The 19,785-nt window shown below is 61.1% G+C and carries 16 protein-coding genes and 1 pseudogene; 13 read left to right on the top strand and 4 right to left on the bottom strand.

The features are described from left to right. Window positions 1-26: 26 nt before the first annotated feature. Together WBQ96_RS08025 and WBQ96_RS08030 are read right to left on the bottom strand one after the other, a co-directional pair. Window positions 27-1,022: a Tim44 domain-containing protein gene (locus WBQ96_RS08025; protein WP_336549517.1), complete on the bottom strand. Its 996-nt coding sequence runs from the start codon at window positions 1,020-1,022 to the stop codon at window positions 27-29. 549 nt (window positions 1,023-1,571) lie between these two features. After that, window positions 1,572-2,039 (bottom strand): helix-turn-helix domain-containing protein, encoded by a 468-nt coding sequence (locus tag WBQ96_RS08030; protein WP_165119392.1) that lies wholly within the window; start codon window positions 2,037-2,039, stop codon window positions 1,572-1,574. Window positions 2,040-2,106: 67 nt separating this feature from the next. On the opposite strand from WBQ96_RS08030, the gene WBQ96_RS08035 reads away from it, so the two are divergent. Both WBQ96_RS08035 and WBQ96_RS08040 read left to right on the top strand, forming a co-directional pair. Then, complete coding sequence (locus tag WBQ96_RS08035) at window positions 2,107-2,505, top strand: MFS transporter (protein ID WP_336549014.1); 399 nt, start codon at window positions 2,107-2,109, stop codon at window positions 2,503-2,505. Between the two features lie 35 nt (window positions 2,506-2,540). After that, window positions 2,541-3,296, top strand: a complete 756-nt coding sequence (locus WBQ96_RS08040; protein ID WP_336549015.1) for an MFS transporter — start codon at window positions 2,541-2,543, stop codon at window positions 3,294-3,296. A 47-nt stretch (window positions 3,297-3,343) separates the two neighbouring features. Here the strand turns inward: WBQ96_RS08040 and WBQ96_RS08045 are convergent. Further along, window positions 3,344-3,862: pseudogene (locus tag WBQ96_RS08045) on the bottom strand (DUF4956 domain-containing protein). Between the two features lie 1,030 nt (window positions 3,863-4,892). Here WBQ96_RS08045 and WBQ96_RS08050 point away from each other — a divergent pair. Then, window positions 4,893-8,234 carry a M10 family metallopeptidase C-terminal domain-containing protein gene (locus WBQ96_RS08050; protein WP_336549018.1) on the top strand — a complete coding sequence of 1,114 codons (3,342 nt, stop codon included), beginning with the start codon at window positions 4,893-4,895 and terminating at the stop codon, window positions 8,232-8,234. Between the two features lie 104 nt (window positions 8,235-8,338). Beyond that, the gene (locus tag WBQ96_RS08055) at window positions 8,339-8,740 is read left to right on the top strand and encodes a hypothetical protein (protein WP_165119389.1); all 402 of its coding nucleotides are present in this window, start codon (window positions 8,339-8,341) and stop codon (window positions 8,738-8,740) included. A gap of 174 nt (window positions 8,741-8,914) precedes the next feature. Here WBQ96_RS08055 and WBQ96_RS08060 read toward each other — a convergent pair whose 3' ends face one another. Further along, window positions 8,915-9,871, bottom strand: a complete 957-nt coding sequence (locus WBQ96_RS08060; protein ID WP_165119388.1) for a LysR family transcriptional regulator — start codon at window positions 9,869-9,871, stop codon at window positions 8,915-8,917. Window positions 9,872-10,001: 130 nt separating this feature from the next. On the opposite strand from WBQ96_RS08060, the gene WBQ96_RS08065 reads away from it, so the two are divergent. The 9 genes from WBQ96_RS08065 to WBQ96_RS08105 all read left to right on the top strand — a co-directional run bounded on the left by WBQ96_RS08065 (window position 10,002) and on the right by WBQ96_RS08105 (window position 19,760). Then, window positions 10,002-11,402 carry an amidase gene (locus tag WBQ96_RS08065; protein ID WP_165119387.1) on the top strand — a complete coding sequence of 467 codons (1,401 nt, stop codon included), beginning with the start codon at window positions 10,002-10,004 and terminating at the stop codon, window positions 11,400-11,402. A gap of 124 nt (window positions 11,403-11,526) precedes the next feature. Continuing rightward, window positions 11,527-12,753 (top strand): ABC transporter substrate-binding protein, encoded by a 1,227-nt coding sequence (locus tag WBQ96_RS08070; RefSeq protein ID WP_246245801.1) that lies wholly within the window; start codon window positions 11,527-11,529, stop codon window positions 12,751-12,753. Between the two features lie 74 nt (window positions 12,754-12,827). Beyond that, window positions 12,828-13,628 carry an ABC transporter ATP-binding protein gene (locus tag WBQ96_RS08075; protein WP_336549021.1) on the top strand — a complete coding sequence of 267 codons (801 nt, stop codon included), beginning with the start codon at window positions 12,828-12,830 and terminating at the stop codon, window positions 13,626-13,628. Further along, window positions 13,625-14,350: an ABC transporter ATP-binding protein gene (locus WBQ96_RS08080; protein ID WP_336549023.1), complete on the top strand. Its 726-nt coding sequence runs from the start codon at window positions 13,625-13,627 to the stop codon at window positions 14,348-14,350. The genes WBQ96_RS08075 and WBQ96_RS08080 overlap by 4 nt, the downstream gene beginning before the upstream one ends. Before the next feature lie 5 nt (window positions 14,351-14,355). Further along, complete coding sequence (locus WBQ96_RS08085) at window positions 14,356-15,243, top strand: branched-chain amino acid ABC transporter permease (RefSeq protein ID WP_165119383.1); 888 nt, start codon at window positions 14,356-14,358, stop codon at window positions 15,241-15,243. A 7-nt stretch (window positions 15,244-15,250) separates the two neighbouring features. Then, complete coding sequence (locus WBQ96_RS08090; protein ID WP_336549025.1) at window positions 15,251-16,318, top strand: branched-chain amino acid ABC transporter permease; 1,068 nt, start codon at window positions 15,251-15,253, stop codon at window positions 16,316-16,318. A gap of 8 nt (window positions 16,319-16,326) precedes the next feature. After that, window positions 16,327-17,916, top strand: a complete 1,590-nt coding sequence (locus tag WBQ96_RS08095) for a GMC family oxidoreductase (protein ID WP_165119381.1) — start codon at window positions 16,327-16,329, stop codon at window positions 17,914-17,916. A gap of 19 nt (window positions 17,917-17,935) precedes the next feature. Beyond that, entirely contained in the window at window positions 17,936-19,039 is a 1,104-nt protein-coding gene (locus tag WBQ96_RS08100) for a class II histone deacetylase (protein ID WP_165119380.1), read from the top strand. 247 nt (window positions 19,040-19,286) lie between these two features. Then, window positions 19,287-19,760: a hypothetical protein gene (locus WBQ96_RS08105; protein ID WP_165119379.1), complete on the top strand. Its 474-nt coding sequence runs from the start codon at window positions 19,287-19,289 to the stop codon at window positions 19,758-19,760. Window positions 19,761-19,785: the final 25 nt, after the last annotated feature.

Consider the following 19,785-nt stretch of genomic DNA (forward strand, 5'->3'; position numbering starts at 1 on the left):
GGCAATCGCTGGAATGAGATCCAACGTTACTGGCGCGCCTCCTGGATCGCGGCTAGCTGCCAGTCGGCGCCTCGCTGGCGCGTGAAGGTCCAAAGCTCCGTTGTTTCAGTCGGCTGGTCGGGAGTGCCTTCGACAACGCGGCCGCTGTTGCGTTCTCGGGTTACATCGAGCGATTCATAGCGCAGGGCGGCCGTCGCATAATCGCGGTCGCCTTCGCGCCACGATTCCGCAACATCGGCTTGCAGCAGCACAATGTCGGAAACATCATTCCTGACCCCGTTCTTTGCGTTGTCCGCAAGTTCTTCAGACAGGTATGAAACCATCTCGGGCGTGACCAGTTTGCGCAAGGCAGCGTGGTCTTCTCGTCCGAAAGCCTCCTGCACATCGCTCAAAAGCTGCTGGAAGGTATCGACATCCGTCTGCGTCAAGGAAATCTCGTCAGAACCAGAAGCCTGGGTCTTTGCCCCACTGCCCGACCCGATCCCCGGAAAATTGAACGACCTGCTTGTGTTTCCGTCGCGCCGTTCCGCCTCGTCATACTTGAAGCTGCTTGCATCGCGTGGGCCACCGGCCGTCGCCGGCGCATGGGCACGCGTAGACTGGGAACGAAAGAAACGAATTGCCAGCATGACCGCACCCCCGATCAATACGACCTGAAGCAGAAGGCCAAGCATGCCTGCCAGACCGCCGAACCCCTGCCCCAGAAACAGGCCGATCAGGCCGCCCAGCAACAGGCCCTTCATCATGGAGCCACCAAACCCATTCATGAAGCCCGGGCGTTGAAGGCCGGATTGAGGCTGCCGGGCGGAAGCACTCGTTCCGGCGTTGGGCGTCATGGAGCGTTCGATCGGCGCTGCCGTCTCTGGCGCCGTGCGGGTCGCCGGCGGCGCCTGGAGTGTGCGAGCACCGCGGCTGCCGAAGCTACCGCCACGGCGCGCTTCCGCGTGGTCGATCGCAACGATCGAAAAAGTCAGGAACAGACCTGCAATCAGGACGTAGAGTCGGCTCGCGCGGGAATTCAACATGAAACTTGCTCCAAAGGCATTGGTGTTGGTTGCGCTGGAGGCGCCTTGGTTATTCTTGCAGTTGTCCGAACGATCAGTCGAACATGCCCTCAAAGGACGATTTCTTGCTTGGGGTAGCCCTGGCCGTGAGAACAGGAGCCTCGACATTGCGGACAACAGCCGATCTCGATGCCCTGCCGTTCGCCCGTAACAGAGCCACTCGGCAGGATGGACAATTCAAACCGGCGACGGGGGAATTCATGCGGAACCTCCGGACAGACCCAAGGAAACTGGACCCGCTCCAGAATGCATAGTCGGGCCCTTGATGCGATCCGACATCACTATTGCTTGGGCAACAGCCAGAGGGCCCGGTCCGCCTCTGGGAGATAGGCGGGGTGTCGAAAAGTTTCAAGGTAATGCTTTGAAGGACAGAGCCTTTCTGTATTCCAGGCGTGATATTTGGGTCTCAAAACTGACGGCAAGGTTCAGCTAGGCTGGCACGATGGCTGTCGCGGCAAAGCCGGTCAGGAGAATTGAGAGGACCCAAAAGCCTGCTGTATCAAAATCTCATAGTGGTCCTCGAACCGACCGCTTCCGTGTGACGGCTGTGGTTGCCGCGTGGCTACGGGAATGATCAACAGCGCGGCTGCGCGTCGTCGACTTCAGAAGCTTACGGAAGCTTGGGCATTCCAGATGCGTCGAAGCGGGACAATCGGCAACGTGGCGGAGGGCGTCTCGCAGCATCCGCAAATCCAGGATTTGCCGTTCCAGCTCGTCGGCCCTGGCGTGCAACTGCGCACGAGGAATATCAGGCCGGCCGTCACGGCCGAACATGCCTGCGATCTCAGTCAGGGAGAAGCCAGCCGCCTTCCCGAGGCTGATGAGCGACAACTTCAAGAGAACGTCTCCGTCGAACTGCCGCCGCAGACCGTGTCGCCAAAGGGAACGGATCAGACCGATCTCCTCGTAATAGCGCAATGTCGACGGCGGCACGCCCGAGTGTTCCGCGACCTTTCCAATATCCAGGAATTTCATGCTTGACCTCAAGTTGACTTGAATTCGTATGCTCTTCCGAACTGCCGATTTCAGCAAGGGAAAAGTCATGAAGAGCGTGCACGATACAAGAGTAAGACCGGTCTGGTTGGACGGGCGGGCAGTCGCACTCCTGATGGCCGCGTCCCTCACCACTATGGCGAATGCAACGATCAGCCCAGCGCTTCCCGGACTCGAGCGGCTGTTCGCGGACGATCCGAACGCAGCGATGCTGACACGCCTTTTGGTTCCGGCGCCCTCGCTCAGCGTCGCCCTGTGCGCCCCTCTCGCCGGGCTCGTGATAGACAGGTATGGACGGCGCCTGCCGCTGCTCGCCGGTGTGATCCTGTTCGTAATCGCTGGATGCGCCGGGCTCTTTCTTCCGAACCTTCCCGCGATTTTCGCCAGTCGTCTCGTCCTCGGGGTCGCCGTCGCTCTCTCTTCACTGGCAACGACCGGAACGCGCTGACAGGGCTGCAGATTTCGGCCCGGAATTTCGGCGGCTTGATCTTTATCTCGCTCGCTGGATGGATAGCGGCAATCTCGCCTCGTTTGCCCTTTGCCATTTATGGGCTCGCCGCCGTCTTCCTGCCTTTGATGTGGAAGGCGATCGTCGATCTGCCCCGACGTTCCCCGGCGTCTGATGCAAATCCGGCGGGTGGCGGTGAATGGCATTCTTGGGCCATCCCGATGCTGCTGCTGGTGTTTCTCCAAGCGACCACCAACATGATCTTTTTCGTGATGCCGACCCAGATGTCGTTCTTCCTGGAGGCCAGGGGATTTGAAAGCACTGTCATGACAGGCGCGGTCCTCGGCATCCTGATGCTCTCGGGGGGTGGCTTCGCGCTCCTCTATCCTCGAATCCAGCGAGCAACCGGTTACGCGGGCATCTTCTTCCTGGGCTATGCAGCGATGGCGCTCGGATTTGTGTTGCTGGTTTTCGCTGCGACGACGCTACTCTTGTTTGCGGCAGCCGCGGCAATCGGCGCTGGCTACGCACTCGTGTCACCGAGCTTCATCGCCCTCGCCTTAAACCTCACGCCGCAGCAATACAGGGGGCTGAGCGGAGGTGTTTTGACCGCCTCCATCTTCATTGGGCAATTCTGCTCGCCCCTTGTCAGCACGCCCTTGATTGCAAACCACGACTATGAAGGGCTGTTCCGTGGCACCGCCCTGCTTCTTGCGGCCATGGCAGTCGCAGCTGGAGTGACTGGCGGCGCAAACTGGATTCGCACGCGATCGGCCGTCAGCGCTGATTGAGTGGAGCGCACGTCGCGAGGTAGACGACGATCGACGCGGCCGGAATGTCACTTGTTACGGAAGAAGACGTTGATCAATGCCGTTTCGTTGACATAGTCGAACGCCTTGGTTTCATAGTAGATCACCTCCACGCCGAGGCGTTTGCCGAGGTCCGCCCGCATCGCCGGTTCGTCTGTGAGAGCGCGATGGTCGATTTCGTCGAGCACTATCTTGACGCCGCTGATGGCATGCAGGAAGCGCGGATGATCGAGAATGAACGCGCTGAGCAGCAGAAACACCACCACAGCGCCAACCAGCCAGAGCGTCGTACCCGTTACCGATCAGACCAGCGCGATGGCGATGGATGCGAAGAAATAGCTTATTTCGACTTTGTCGAACTGCTCCGACCGCAGCCGGAACAACGCCAGGATCGCAAAGAGGCCAAAGCCGGCGGCGGCGACGCCGAACTCGACCGAGGACAGGATGATGAGGACTGAAAATGTCGCGACGTTGAACATCACCGCCGTCGTCGCGAGTTCCTTGTCGTAACGGCGGCGGTAATACATGCCAAAGACCAGCAAAAGCACGGCGATAATGTCGATGCTAAATCGCAACAGCAGTTCGAGTGGCGGGATCAGCAGGAGGGGCAGTGACAATTATGTTCTCCACAAAGGCATGAGGGATCATGCAAATGCCGGCGCAAGATGCGTGCCAATAATGGAAATTTTCGGGACCATCGGAATATTCAAGATATAACAATGACTTAATTCCGCATTCGGGGCTCCGCCCAAGCCGATTGGCGGTGATGCCTTGTTATCGGGGGGAGAGCAGATTCCAGAATCTGGATTCATCATTTTCCAGATACTGTACTCATCTTACCGCTGGTCAGATATAAGTCGGCCTTTGGAATAATCGAGCGCACTCAATGACGAACTGGCGGCGTTGCCTTCGGACAATGCAATACGCTCCGCCCCCACAGGTACTGAACGTAGAGTTTCGGTCACTTCCCGGCTGCCGTCGAGATCATTGAGCGCCTCCGTGAAGGTGACGACTCGAGTCCGGTAGATATTCGCGACGTTCGGATGCACGTCGGCAGGAGCCAGTCAAGCGTGCAGCGATCTCCGTCTTCTGTCGTTCCAGTTCCTCCATGCGCGCCTTCATGAACGGCTGATCCATGCCATGCTCGATAGCCGCCATGATGCCGGCAATGGCGCGATCGATCTTCTCAAGCGCTGCGGTCTGCCTCTCTCTGGACGCGCCGCTCACGGTTGAAGCGGTCTGAGGCGCATGAAGAGGTCATAACGCAGTCTGAGGGCGCCGCCCGCCGAGGCCTAGCTGAAATCCACTATCTGTTGAAACATTGTCTTTTCCTGACAGCGACATTCTTGTTGCCTGTTTTTTGATCATCGCGACCGGCAATCTCCGCGCGTGCAAATCTGCTCGGGCACGCCAAGATCGAAAACACTGCCCGATAGGGTAGACAAGTCGAAAATTCCAATAGCATTATTGGTGAAGGTGACGGGGCTTAACAGGCAAACAAGCGATGCCTGTTGGTAGTTGGAAACAGCAAACCGTACGGCCGTACTTATCCACGGTTGTAGAAGAGGAGTCCCAACGATGCCGAACCCAAGCCAAACTAGCGACCAATGGTGGATCAACGACCAGACGCCGGACAATCCGTACGGCAAAAGCGAAGATTATGATGCCTTCCTCGACTATCTCGGAGCGCTGGGCCGCAGCCTGACGCCGGAGATCGCGGCGGGAACGCTGAGGATCAACGTTTCTGACCTCAATGACCACCCCGAATACAAGGCCGCCGCGATCGGCGCTCTGGAGATGTGGTCGTCTGTCACGCCGCTGAAGTTCGAAATCGTCGACGATGCGCCATTCAATCCCGATACGGACTGGATGGAGGTTGTCAGCCCTGAACTCGGCGAGGAGGACGATGGCAGCGCTTATTCAAGCAATCGTTATGTCAGCATAGGCCAGCGTTTCCACGACACGGAGCCGAACAAGACCGATATTGGCGGCTATGTGTTCGATTCCTTCATCCATGAATTCGGCCATGAGTTCGGCCTGAACCATCCCGGTCTCTACAATTACAGCGGCCCCGGCGGTGTGCAGATCAACTATCTGAACAATGCGACCTGGACCTACGACCGCCAGCAATACAGCGTCATGTCCTATTTCGACGGGATCGACGTGGGCGAAACCAGCCGCTGGTCGGCGTCGACGCCGCTCATGGCCGATATCGAGGCGGTCATCCGCCGCTTTTTCTCGACGCTCGACGATAATGGCGTGCGCACCTATCAGCATATCGACCTCAACACAGGCGATGATGTCTATGGCTTCGGCAGCACGAAGTATGGCTACCAGCTCACCTCCTCGGGCATGCAGCACGATATCGGCTTTGTGATCCATGACACTGGCGGAACCGACACGGTTGACTTCTCCGGCTCCACGGCAGGCACAATCCTTGACCTGCGCCCCGGGCAGTTCTCCAGCGTCAACGGCCATAGCAACAATGTGTCGATCTTCGACGGGCATAACGCCGATGGAACCGACTATTACATCGAGAACGGCATCGGCAGCAGCTATGACGACATCCTGATCGGCAATGACGGAGCCAACGTCCTTGACGGCCGGGGCGGCGACGACCGCATGGCTGGTAACGGCGGCGACGATATCTACTTCGTCGATTCCCGCGACGATATCGTGCGCGAACTAGCGAACGGCGGGAACGACACGGTCGTCCTGCTGTCCAGAGACCTGAATATCCGGAAAATCGCCAACGTCGAGCACATCATCTACGCCGACGAGTCGACACTCCAACCGGGAGGTGGCGGCGGCGGAACCGCGCCCAGTGTCGGCGACAACACGATGACCAGCATCATCTTCGGCGACAACGGAAATAATACGCTTGACGGCGGTGCCGGAAACGACACGATCTTCGGCCAGGGCGGTGACGACCTGATCGTCGGCGGCCGCGACTCGCTTGCCAGCCGCGACATTAACAACACGATCGATGTCGCGGATCTTGAAGACCAGACCGAAAGCGATGACGGCAACGACACGCTCTATGGCGGTGCCGGAAACGACACCATTCTTGGCGGCCAGGGCAACGATATTCTCGATGGCGGAAGCGGCGACGATACGTTGAGCGGCCAGGACGGAGTAGATATTTTCAGAGGCGGTGCGGGCATCGATACGGTCGACTACAGCAAGGAAAGCCCCTTCCAGCTGCTGGTAAACCTCGCCACGAACGTCGCCAGCGGCGGCACCGCCTCGGGTGACACCTTCTACAGCATCGAGAACCTGATCGGGTCAGATGACCGCATCGACCGTTTCATCGGCACCTCCGCAGCAAATCATTTCTGGGGCCAGGGCGGCGGTGATTATTTCAATGGTGGCGGCGGCAACGACATACTGGATGGCGGCAACGATGGCGACATCCTTTACGGTGAGGGCGGCAACGACACCATCATCGGCGGTGCTGGCCAAGACTATCTGGACGGCGGAGCCGGTACCGATACGGTCGTCTACGCCGGCAGCTCCGGCGGTGTGACGATCGATCTCGCCAACGGCACGGCCAACGGCGGCGACGGTGATGGCCCCGTGCAGATCGTCGGACGCGGCACTGTTATCCGGCACGACATCCTCGCTGGCTTCGAAAACGCCATCGGATCATCTTTCGATGATCATCTCATCGGCGACGCCAAAGCCAACGAACTCTCCGGCGGCGCGGGCGACGACACGCTGACCGGCGGAGGCGGCGCAGACAGATTGAACGGCGGCGCCGGCAGTGACACCGCAGACTACGCCGACGCAACAAGCGGCGTCAGGCTTGCGCTCACTGGAGGCAAATCCGGCGGAGATACATATGTCTCCATCGAAAACCTTGCAGGTTCGGGATTCAGTGACCGACTGACCGGCAACGGCGCGGCCAATGTCCTGACCGGCCAGGGCGGGAACGACAGGATCGACGGCGGTGGCGGCGATGACATCCTGCTGGGCGATTTCGCCTATCAGGGCGATGCTCCACCACGACCGGGCATGGGCACCGGCTACGCCACGCTCGGACCGGATGCGACGAACAATTCGATCGCGACCGCCTTTGACATCTCTAACAACTTCTCGCTGGCCGCCGACCCGGACATCTTCGATTCGACGACCGTCCTTCACACGACCGTCAACGCCACCGGAAACGGCCAGGGCGGATATTACAGCGTCAACCTGGCGGCCGGCACCGTCATCACGGTCGACATCGATGGAATTGCCGATCCCAACGTCCATGACAGCTGGGTCAGGCTGCTGGACAGCGACGGCAATATCGTTGCCCAGAACGACGATGGCGGCGGCGACCCCGGCTCCACAAGCAGCCGGGATTCGAGCGCGGTCTTCGTCGTCCAGGAAACCGGAACCTACTATATTCTGGAAGGCAGCTGGTCGGAGACCGCTCCGGGCGACGGCTGGGCGGAAGCCGTGCCGGAAGGCTCGACATATGAGGTGAACGTATCGGTCGAATTCCCGCCCGCCCCGGCTCAGCCGGGCGTTGCGGGGGCCGATACGCTTGACGGTGGCCGCGGCAGCGACCTGCTGGACGGCGGGCTGGCCGCCGACACGCTGACCGGCGGCTCAGGCGAGGATTCCTTCCGCTTCTCGACGGCGCTTGGAAACGGCAATATTGACTGGATCAAGGACTTCAACGTCGCCGACGATTCAATCCTGCTGGACAACCTCATCTTTGCCAACGTGGGCGGCGAAGGCAATCTCGCCCTGAGCGCATTTTTCAAGAGTGCAGCCGGTGTTGCTCATGATGCCGACGACCGCATCATCTATGACACCGATAATGGAACATTGTCTTATGATGCCGATGGCTCCGGACAAACTGCAGCTATTCAGTTTGCGCGACTAAGCACAAATCTGAACCTTTCGGCAGCGGACTTCATTATTGCCTAGCTGGTTACAGGAGGGGCGCTTTCAGGCGCCCCTCCTGGTACGGCGCTGGGTCACCCATGCATCGGAGCCGGCATGGACACCGCAACGACAAGGGAGAGTGTGTGATGAAGCGCCCGACCGACCGCCGCACAATATTAATAGCCGCCGGAGCTGCAGCTGTCGCCGCGGCCGCCGGGAGGGTCTCTGCGCAATCGACAGATATTCGCGGCGCAGTCACGTTCGAGGGCGGCGCGGTTATTCCGAAAGGTCAACTCGAGATTTATCTCGAGGACGCTGCCATTCAGGACAAGGCGCTACGTCGCGCCGCCAAAACGCTCGTTAAAAGCGACGGCAGCTCAAAGACGATAACGTTCTCCTTGTCCTTGCCTGAAAGCTCGGCTGCTTCGCCAAAGCTACAGATCGTTGCGCGCCTGGAGCGCGTGGATGGCTGGCTGGTCGCGCGGGGCAGCGCACAGCTCGAGGTGGGCTCGCCCGTCTATGTCACACTCAACACAGTCATGTATTGAGGGCCGGCCCAATGGCTGAGATGCCTTTGTCCGGATTGCGAGCTGGCATGAAGTGGAAGCCATAGCAGTTTGGGTAGATACGATCATGTTGATCAATCTCGAAAACCTGCCATCCGATCCAGAGCTTTTGCAGCGTCTCGTGCGCTCAAACTGACGACCTACCGTCGTTCACAGCTAGCCGAACAACAACGCGCCTTCGCGTTCCTTTATCGTCACGGAAAAGCGCGATGGCCCAACCTCTTTGAAAAATCGACGGAATATTTCAATAAAAAGTCGAACGAAAAGGGGTTTGGAGTTTCCGTACAGATCGAGGACAATCAATGTCGGCGGTGGCAATTCATCGAGGATCGGGCGGCGAATGATCGTCTGACCGTCCACGGTCGCCCGACCAATGGGGCGCATGTTGAGGATGGACATGCCGAAGCCGGAGGCGACTGCCGAGCGTACGGTTTCATAGGACCGTGTGTGAAAGCGCACCTCGGGCCGCTTTGCAAGGATATCGAAGAGCGTGAGCAGGTATGTCGCCGTCTGCGGCATGTCGAGCAGCACGAAGGGACGTGTCGCGATGTCGGAAAGCCAGACCGCCTCCCGCGTCGCGAGCGGATCGTCGACATGCAGCACTGCATGGGCCGGAACCTTGCATATCTTCGTCATCGTGCCGGTGGTGATCGCGCCGATGTCGTAGAGGATCGCAAGATCGATGATGCCTTCCGCAAGCCACGCCTGTAACCGCACCTGATCGCCCTCGAGAAGGTCGATCTCGACGTCGCCGACATTGTCGACATACATGCGCAGCATTTCGGGCATGAAGAGTGCGCCGAACGGCTCGAAACAGCCGATGCGCAGAACCTTTGGCACGCGGTCCGCAAGGTCACCAATCGCCCGGTCGAATTCCGTGGAAGCTGACAGCATGATGCGGGCGGCGCTGATGAAGCGTTCGCCGGCAGGTGTGATCTGGACGCCGCGCGCCGGCCGCCGCTCGAAGATGCGTGCACCCATTTCTCCTTCGGCAAGCGTGATGGCGGCAAGGATCGACGACTGGGAGATGTGCAGCGCCTTCGACGCGGCCTGCACGCTGCCGAGACTTGCCACTTCGCAGACATAGCGCAGTTGCCGGATCGTCAGGTTCATCGGCATTTTTTCCATAAAATGTAGAAACTTATGTGAGAGAATACATTTTGTGAAAGCGAAGGAAAGGTCCAGTCTGCTCCCCAACAAAGAAGGCCTGCCGCAGATCGGGCAAGGCCAGGGGAACGACAGAATGCCTTTTCACAACCCTCTCGAAGGAGCGGGCGAGCTGTGCCGTATGGATGCCGCTGCGCTGGCAAAGGCCTATCGCACGCGCTCCCTTTCGCCGGTCGAGGTCGCCAAGGCCGCTATGGACCGCGCGGAAGAGATCAATACCGATCTCAACGCCTTTACCCATATCGACCGCGATGGCGCGCTTGCCGCCGCTGCCGCCTCCGAACGGCGCTGGAAGGATGGCGCATCCCTTTCCGAGGTCGACGGCGTTCCGACCACACTGAAGGATATCGTCTGGGTGGAAGGCTGGAGCGTGCGCTACGGCAGCACCACCACGCCGGCGCAGCCTTACGCGGAAGACGCACCCTCCGTCGCCCGCCTGCGCAAGGCGGGCGCGGTCTTCATCGCGCAGACCACCACTCCGGAATTCGGCTGGAAGGCAATCACCGACAGCGCGCTCTTCGGCGTAACCCGCAATCCCTGGAATAAGGCGAAGACACCAGGCGGTTCCTCCGGTGGGGCGGCTGTTGCCGCTGCCGTCGGCGCCGGTGTTTTTCATCTCGGCACAGATGGCGGCGGATCGATCCGCATTCCGGCGTCCTTTACCGGCATTGTTGGCCACAAGCCGACCTTCGGCCGGGTTCCGGCCCACCCACTGAGCGCCTTCGGCACGGTCGCCCATATCGGGCCGATGGCTAGAAGTGCGGCCGATGCCGCGGCCATGCTGAAGACCATGTCCGGTCGGGATCTGCGGGACTGGAGCCAAGGTGCTGGAAAACTGGCACCACTTGACCACGAAGCGCCGATCAACCTCTCAGGCAAGCGTATCGGCTACTGGTCGAAGCCGGCCTCCGGAGCGCTCGATCCGGAGGTTGCTGGCGTCGTCGATGCCGCAGTCGCCAGATTGTCGGCCACAGGCGCAATCGTGGAGCCGGTCGACCTGCCGGCGGACAATCTTCTCGACCTCTTTCACCATCATTGGTTTACGGGGGCGGCCGCTCGCCTCTCCTCGATCCCCAACGCCGACCGCTCGGCCATCGATCCCGGTTTTCTGGAGGTTGCTCGCGCCGGTGCCGCCTACAGCTCGACGGATCTCGTTCTGGCGCAGCTAAGACGAGGGGAATACGGCGCGGCAATGGATCTCCTGCTCGCCGAATACGATTTCCTCGTTTCGCCCGGAACGGCACTGCCGGCGTTCGATGCGGGGCTTGAGGTTCCGGCAGAAAGCGCGTTCGGCCGCTGGACGGAATGGGCCGGGTTCGCCTTCCCTATCAACCTCAGCCAGCAACCAGCCTGCGTCGTGCCCTGCGGCCTCACCGCAGCGGGCCTTCCTATCGGCTTCCAGATCATTGGAGCGCGCGGCGATGACGCCCGCGTTCTTTCAGCAGCTGCCAGCCTGGAGGTAATTTTCTCCAGGTAAGCACCGATCGACGCATGACGAACAACAACCAACCATAAAAGGGGTAACCGTTATGATGAATAGACGTGCAATGCTTCAGGGAGCTCTGGGAGCCGGCGCAGCCGGCGGGATGCTCCTTGCAGACATGAACAAGTCCGCCATGGCGCAGGGCGGCGAGACCATCCATGTCGGCGCGGCGCTGCCGATGTCCGGGTTCGCCGCTGCAGACGGCATCGAATTCAAGAACGGGCTCGAACTGGCCGCAGCTGAAATCAACGCCGCGGGCGGCATTCTCGGCCGACAGATAGAGCTTCACATCGAGGACACCAAGGAGCAAGGCGCCGACCTGGTTTCGCAGGCGATGCAGCGCCTGATCGATCGCTACAACACGCCGGCGATCATCAACGGCTACAACCTCGGCACCAACATGATCGAGATGGATGTCGCTGCCGACAACGACATCATCATGATGCACTACAACACGCTCATCTCACACAATGAGAAGTTCAAGACCGATCCGGAGCGGTACTACGGCTCCTTCCAGGGCGATCCGCCGGAGTTCTGGTATGGCCCCGGCTGCCTCAACTTCCTCAAGACGCTTTCGGAAGGCGGCAAGTGGACCGCGCCGAACAAGAAGATCGCCATCATTCCCTCGGCCAACGAATATTCGATCGTGATCGCCAACGCGATCCGCGATCAAGCCAAGGATTTCGGCTTCGAAGTGAGCCTGTTCGAGACCGTGCCCTTCCCGACGAACCAATGGGGCCCAACGCTCGCAAAGCTGCGCCAGGACCCGCCGGCCGCGATTATCGTCACCCACTTCCTGCCGCAGGATTTGGCCCAGTTCATGGTGCAGTTCCTCGCGCAGCCGACAAACAGCCTCGTCTACATGCAGTACGGCCCGTCGCTTCCCGCCTTCCGCGAGATCGGCGGCCAGAATATCAATGGCGTCATATATTCGACCGTTGTCGGCTGCCTGCCGGACGAGTTTTCGAAGCCGTATCGCGAATCCTATCGCGCGAAATTCGGACCGAATTCGGCCTACATCACCGGCTCACAGACCTATGACGGTCTCTGGATGTGGGCTACCGCTGCGGCGATCGCCGGCGGTCCTGGCGAGCCCTTCAACAAGGAGCAGGTGGGCAAGGTTGCCGCCGTGATGCGGCGCAATGTCTATCGCGGCGTCAACGGCACCTACCGCGCCGACCCGGCGGGCCAGTCGGCCTATTGCTACCCGACGCAGGTCGCCGACCCGTCGCTCGGCATGCCGCACCAGTTCCTGCAGCACCAGGACTACAAGACCGATCCCAAGCTCATCGCCCCGGTGCTCTATGCGACCGACGAGTTCCTGCTGCCGCCCTGGATCAAGTAGGCGGACAACCAGGACGCTGGATCTGCGCATCGGCCTGAACAACCGGCCGATGCCGACGACGGAAGGAGCGGATCATGGAAAACGGCAGGACACCCTTGCTGGAATGCGAAAACGTCGTGAAGCGCTTCGGCTCGCTTTCGGCGGTCGACGGCATGTCGCTGACGGTGAACCCCGGCGAGATCGTTGGCATCGGCGGCCCGAACGGCGCCGGCAAGACGACCTTCTTCGACGTGGTGACGGGCGTGACGCCGGCTACGGAAGGCCGGATCGTCTTCGACGGCCACGACATTTCCGGGCTCGGGGCGGACCGGATATGCCAGTACGGCATCGCCCGCACCTTCCAGCTCAACGCAGCCTTTGAAAGCCTGACGGTGCGCGAGAATATCGACATCGCCGCTTATTTCGGCCGCAGCCGCCGTACCATTCCCGGCCTGAAACTTGGCAAGGACGTGCGCGAGCAGACGGATGAGGCGCTCGCCTTCGTCGGGCTTGCCGACAAGGCGGATGCGACGGTGGCGCAACTGCCGGTGCTCGACCGCAAGCTGCTGATGATTGCCGGCGCGATCGCCACCAAGCCGAAGCTGCTCTTCCTCGACGAACCGGTCGGCGGTCTCAACACGACCGAGATCGACCATATCATCGGCCTCGTAGAACGGCTGAAGGCAGGCGGCCTCACCGTCGTGCTCATCGAACATGTCATGCGCTTCCTGCTCGCACTCTCCAGCCGCGTCCTCATCATGCATCACGGCAAGAAGATCTTCGAAGGGCTTCCGAACGAGGTTGCGGAAGACGCGGTCGTCGTCGAGACCTATCTCGGCGAGGGCACGCGCAAACGCCTCAAGACGTTTTTCTCGGAAGGCGAGGTGCAGGCATGAACAATGCCGCCAAACCGCCCCTTCTCAGGCTCGCCAACGTGGTCTCCGGCTACAGTGAGCTGAAAGTCCTCAAGGGCATCTCCTTCGACATTGAAGCCGGCGATTTCATTACCGTGATCGGCCCCAACGGGCATGGCAAGTCGACGCTGCTCAAGACGATTTCCGGCCTCGTGCCGCTGACCTCCGGCACGATCAGCATCAATGGCGGGCCGACGCTCGCCAAGCCGCACGCGATCGCCGCGCTCGGCATTGCCCATGTGCCGCAAGGCGACATGCTGTTCCCGGAAATGAGCGTGCTGGAAAACCTGCTGATGGGTGCTTACCTCGCGCCATCGAAGGCAGAGATCGACCGCCGGCTCGATGAAGTCTTCACGCTGCTCCCCAAGCTATCCGACCGGCGCAACCAGGTTGCCTCGTCGCTATCCGGCGGCGAGCGCCGCATGGTCGGCATCGGGCGCGGCCTGATGATGGGCGGGCAGATCCTGCTCATCGACGAACCCTCGCTGGGGCTCGCCCCCCTCATCATCGAGCAGATCTACGGCGTCATCGCGGAACTCTCGAGGAGCGGGCGGACCATCCTACTCGTGGAGGAAAACCCCGCCCGCGTCGCCGATCTCGCGAACCACCTCCACCTGCTCGACGATGGCGTGATCGTGTGGTCCGGCCCGCCCGCCGAGCTTCTCGCCCGTGACGAGCTCCTCGCAACCTATCTCGGAGGCTGACGATCATGCTCGACATCCTGACCGCCATCCTCATCGCCGGCCTCACGACCGGCGCGCTCTATGCGCTCGCCACCGTCGGCCTCTCCCTCGTCTGGGGCTCGATGGGCATGCTGAACATGGCGCATGCTGCCATGCTGACGCTCGGAGGCTATTCGGCCTATACATTCTCCACGGCCCTTGGTCTGCCAGCCTTTGTCGGGTTCCTCGGCGCCATCGTCGTCGGCGCCATTGCCGGCGGACTGCTCTACATCCTGATCGTGCGCAACCTGTTGAAGAACGACAAGGCGACGTTCGAATCCAATGTGATGATCGCCACCGTCGGCATCGGCATCGCGCTCGAAAACACCATCCTGCTCACCTATGGCGGCCAGCCGCTGAAGCAGCCGATCTCGGCAACCGGATCGCTCGTCCTCGGGCCGCTCAGCCTGCCCTACCAGAACATGCTGATCGTCTTCGTCGTCATCGTGCTGATGGCGGTCATTGCGCTGCTTTTGGGCCGAACGCGCATGGGCCGCGCCATCCGCGCGACGGCGCAGAACCGCGAAGCCGCGCAGCTGATGGGCGTCGCCGTCAACCGCGTCTATTTCCAGGTGCTCGTGCTGTCGGGCGCCATCGCAGGTGTGTGCGGCGTGATGGTGAGTTCCATGACCCAACTGTCGCCGCCGCTTGGCAACGACCCGATGCTGAAGGCCTTCATCATGTGCGTGGTGGCCGGTCTCGGCAACCTGCCGGGTGCGGTGGCCGCCGCCTTCGGCCTCGCGCTGTTCGAAGCCTTCGTCCAGTATGTCGCGGGCGCGCGCTGGGGTTTCCCGACACTGCTCTTCGTCGTCATCGCCGTCCTGATCTGGCGGCCCGCTGGCCTCTTCGGCCGGGTCCAGATCCGTCGTATGTGAGGCCGCCATGACTCAGATTTCAAGATCCAAAGGCATTTCCGGTTCCGCCCGTCTCGACCTTCTCGTCAGCCTGCTGCTGATCGCGGCGGCGATAGCGCTGCCCTTCATGGTCGACAGCCGCTACGTGCTCGGCCAGATCGTGCTGGCGCTGTTCTATGCCACCATCGCCTCGCAGTGGAACCTGCTGTTCGGCTTTGCCGGCGTCTTCTCGCTTGCCCAGATGGCGATGTTCGCTTTCGGCGGCTACGTCACCGCGATGATCTGCTTCTACTTCGGCTGGAATGTTTGGGCGGCACTGCTGCCGGGCGCGCTTGCGACCGTCGTCTTCTCTCTGGTCGTCGGGCTTGCCTGCCTTCGTCTCACTGGCGTCTACGTCGCGCTGCTCACCCTTGCGATCGCGCAGACCATGTATCTGCTGATCGTCACCGATACCGAATGCTTCACCATGGTGGGTTCGATATGCCGGCAGTTCACCGGCGGCGCGGTCGGCTTCGCGCGCTTCGGTGAGCTCGGCACAAGGGCGCTTTTGAAAGGCCAATGGCTGGTCGGCAACTACGCGATCATCGCCACCCTCTTCACAGTTACGATGATCGTCACCTACGTCATCGTCAAAAGCCCAATCGGGCTCGCCTTCAAGGCATTGAAGGACAATCCAGGCTATGCGGTAGCGCGCGGCGTCAACCGCTTCCAGGCGCAGCTTCTGGTGTTCGGCATCTCGGCCTTCTTCACCGGCCTTGCCGGCGGCTTCTACGCAGCGCATTTCCAGGCCATCGGCCCGGGCATCCTTTCGATGTCGCAGCTAATGTTCATCATCGCGATCACGGTCGTCGGCGGCGTGGGCACGTTCTGGGGACCGCTCGTCGGCACCATCGTGCTGGTCGGCGCGGATGAGTTGATGCGCGAAATGGGCGAGTTCCGCACGCTCGGCCTCGGTCTCATCATAGCGTTGTCGATTCTGCTCATGCCGAAGGGCCTCGTCGGCCGGGTCGGCGATCTCGTGCGCTGGCTGCGTCATCGCAATGCTGCGGGGCCCAAGACCAAGCTTCAGGAAAATCGGGCCGCGGCCGGGGAGTGAGGAGTATTATGTTCGACACGATCATCATCGGCGCCGGCTCGGCCGGCTGCGTGCTCGCAAACCGGCTGAGTGCCGACCCTGACCGCAAGGTCCTCGTGCTCGAGGCGGGACGGGCGGCACCCATAGCCTCCGACATCCCGTCCGACTGGGTGACCATGTTCAACACGGGCTCGGACTGGGGCTATTACACGGAGCCGCAGGCCGGCTGCCGGGGGCGCCGCATCTTCTGGCCGCGCGGCAAGATGATCGGCGGCTCGGGCGCCCTCAACGCGATGATCTATATTCGCGGCCTAGCCTCCGACTATGAAGCATGGGAAGCGATGGGGTGCGCCGGGTGGGGCTGGAAAGACGTCTTTCCTGTCTTCCTCCAGTCGGAAGCCAATGCCGATATCAAGGACAGTCCCTATCACGGCAATGACGGCCCGCTGCACATCGGCAACGTGCCCTACGTCGATAAGTACGAGCGGATGTGGATCGAGGCGGCGGAAGCCGCAGGCTATCCCCACAATCCCGACTACAATGGCGAGACGCAGGAAGGCGTCGGCCTCTTTCAGTTCACCATCAAAAACGGAGAACGCTGGGGCACGGGGAAGGCCTATCTGCGCCCGGCACTGGAACGCCCCAACCTGACGATGAAGCCCGGCGTGCTCGTCACCGGGCTCATCGTCGAGAACGGCCGCGTCAAGGGCGTCAGGTATCTCGTCGACGGCGTGCCGGAAACGGCTTATGCGGACAATGAGGTCGTTCTCTCCTCCGGCGCCATCGGGTCGTGCCAGCTCCTCATGCTATCGGGCATCGGCCCTGCCGACGAGCTGAAGGCCGTCGGCGTCAATCCCGTTCACGACCTTCCGGGCGTCGGCAAGGATTTGCAGGACCACCTCAACATCCCGATCACCTTCTACACGAAGGAAGCGCTCGGCATCGGCGCCTGGACGGATGAGATTATCGCCGACAGTTTTACGGAATGGCGCGACCGGCGCACTGGGATCCGCACCTCGCCCTGGGTCGCGTCCGGCGGCCATGTGTGCAGCCGCCCCGGCATCGAGCCCGACCTCCAGCTCTACGGCGCAATCAGCCCGCATCGCGACTACGCCCGCTTTCTCGGTGGCCAGTCGGGCATCACGACGCATTCCACTCTCCAGCGGCCAAACAGCCGCGGCGAGATCAAATTGCGCTCGGCGAACCCGATCGAATATCCGTCGATCGACCCGAAATATTTCGTCAGCGATCCGGAAGGCCTCGACCTCGCCACCATGGTGGAAGGCATCAAGATCAACCGCCGCATCATGGACCAGTCGCCGATCCGGGAGCTCGTCGACTATGAAGTAAGCCCCAGCGCAGAGTGCAGGACGGACGACGAGATCGCCAATTATGTCCGTGGCCATATGACGACGCTCTACCACCCGTCGTCGAGCTGCCGCATGGGCAACGACGCGATGGCCGTCACCGATCCCGCGACGCTGAAGGTCCACGGCCTCGAAGGCATCCGTGTCGCCGACGCATCCGTCATCCCGAAAATGGTTTCCGGCAACCTCAACGCACCGACGATCATGGTTGCCGAGCGCGCGGCCCGGATGATCCTCGCCGGCGGCAATTGATATTGATATGGAGCAGACAATGAAAACGGGCTGGAACTTCCACGAGCTCTATCTATGGCACGATACGGGTGCCGCCGCGCAGTTCTTTCCGGCGGGGCTTACCGTTGAGCCCGGAGAGCATGCGGAAAACGCCGAGACCAAACGGCGCTTCCGCAATCTCATGGAGGTCTCCGGCCTCACGGAGCAGCTTGTCAGCGTCAAGTCCATCCCCGTGGACGAGGACGATCTCGCCCTCTTCCACACGCGCGACTACATCCGCCGCATCAAGGCGCTGAGCGATGATCGCGGCGGCGATGCGAGTTATCTCACGCCCTTCGGCCGCGGCAGCTACGAGATCGCCTGCCTTGCCGCCGGCGGCACCTCGGCGCTGATGGACGAGGTTCTCTCCGGCGAGATCGATAACGGCTATGCGCTCGTGCGCCCGCCGGGCCATCATGCCGAAAGCGACAAGGGCATGGGCTTCTGCCTCTTCGGCAACGTCCCGGTGGCGATCCTGAAGAACCGCAAGAAGCATGGCTTCGAGCGTGTCGCGACAGTCGACTGGGACGTGCACCACGGCAACGGCACGCAGGCCGCCTTCTGGATGGACCCCAGCGTTCTGACCATCTCACTGCACCAGGAACGGCTCTATCCGCACGACAGCGGCGACCGCGAGGAACGGGGTGCTGATGCCGGCTACGGCTACAATCTCAACATCCCTCTACCGGCCGGCTGCGGCCATGGCGCCTATGTTGCAGCGTTTGAACAGGTGGTGTTGCCGGCGCTGAAAGCCTACAAACCGGACCTCATCGTCGTGCCCTCCGGTTTCGACGGGTCGGGCGCCGATCCGCTCGGCCGCATGATGCTGCACAGCGATACCTATCGCGAGATGACACGCATGCTGATGGAAACGGCGGACGAACTGTGCGGCGGACGTCTCGTGATGTCACACGAAGGCGGCTATTCCGCAGCCTACGTGCCCTATTGCGGCCTCGCCGTCATGGAGCAGCTGTCCGGCATCAAGACCCATATCGACGACCCCTTCCTGCCGGTCTTCCAGAATTATCGCGGGCAAGACCTGCGGCCATGGCAGCAGGACGCCATTTCAGCCGCTGCCGCTCTTGTCTCTGGCATCCAAGGCTGAGCGTGCGTTTGAGCAGTTACATAGGTTAGTCGGGTGGTCCCGAATCGTGGAGACATGCGAGCCGGCGCTCTCTCCGGTCCGCGACAGAGCCGCACGAAATTCCGTGTAGCAGCCACCTGCTACCTACGCCACGAATTTTGACGCTATCTGATATAAATGGCGAAGTTCACCGAGGCGGTGTAGAGTTCACTCAAAGTAAGAAATTGAGCCGCACCAAGGTCACTGCCGAGCGAATCTGGGAGGATTCATGGTCGAGATCATCTCCAAGCGGGACGGCCCGCGACGCGAGGATGTTCAGGTCAAGCGACTGATCGAGCAGAACCGTTCGACCATCGTCAAGCTTGCCGACCAGATCAGCGGCGGCGGTTACTCGGCATCAAGGAAACCACGCCAGGAACCGAAGGCCGAAGGCCTGATCATCCATGTCGGCGGAGGATCGGCACCTGCGGCTGAAGCCATGCCGTCCATCCACGTCACCTTGAACGGCCGTGTGATCTCGAAAGATCAGAACACGGGACGCCAACTTCATCATATCGGCGATATCCGCAACCGTGATGGGGACCATGTCTTCGTCATGGCAACGAAGCAGAATGGATTTTTCTCGCCGGTCGACGCAACCGTCGCCGAAGCGCTCGCCGGCATGGACGGATCCCGCCTGACCGCGGCTTACACCGAAGAGCAGCTTGCCGCCGACATCGGCGCGAAACTCGGCATCGATTGACGATCGCACATTTGGTCGTCCTTCT

The sequence above is a fragment of the Mesorhizobium sp. CCNWLY176 genome (assembly GCF_037153935.1).
Lineage (GTDB): Bacteria > Pseudomonadota > Alphaproteobacteria > Rhizobiales > Rhizobiaceae > Mesorhizobium_M > Mesorhizobium_M zhangyense.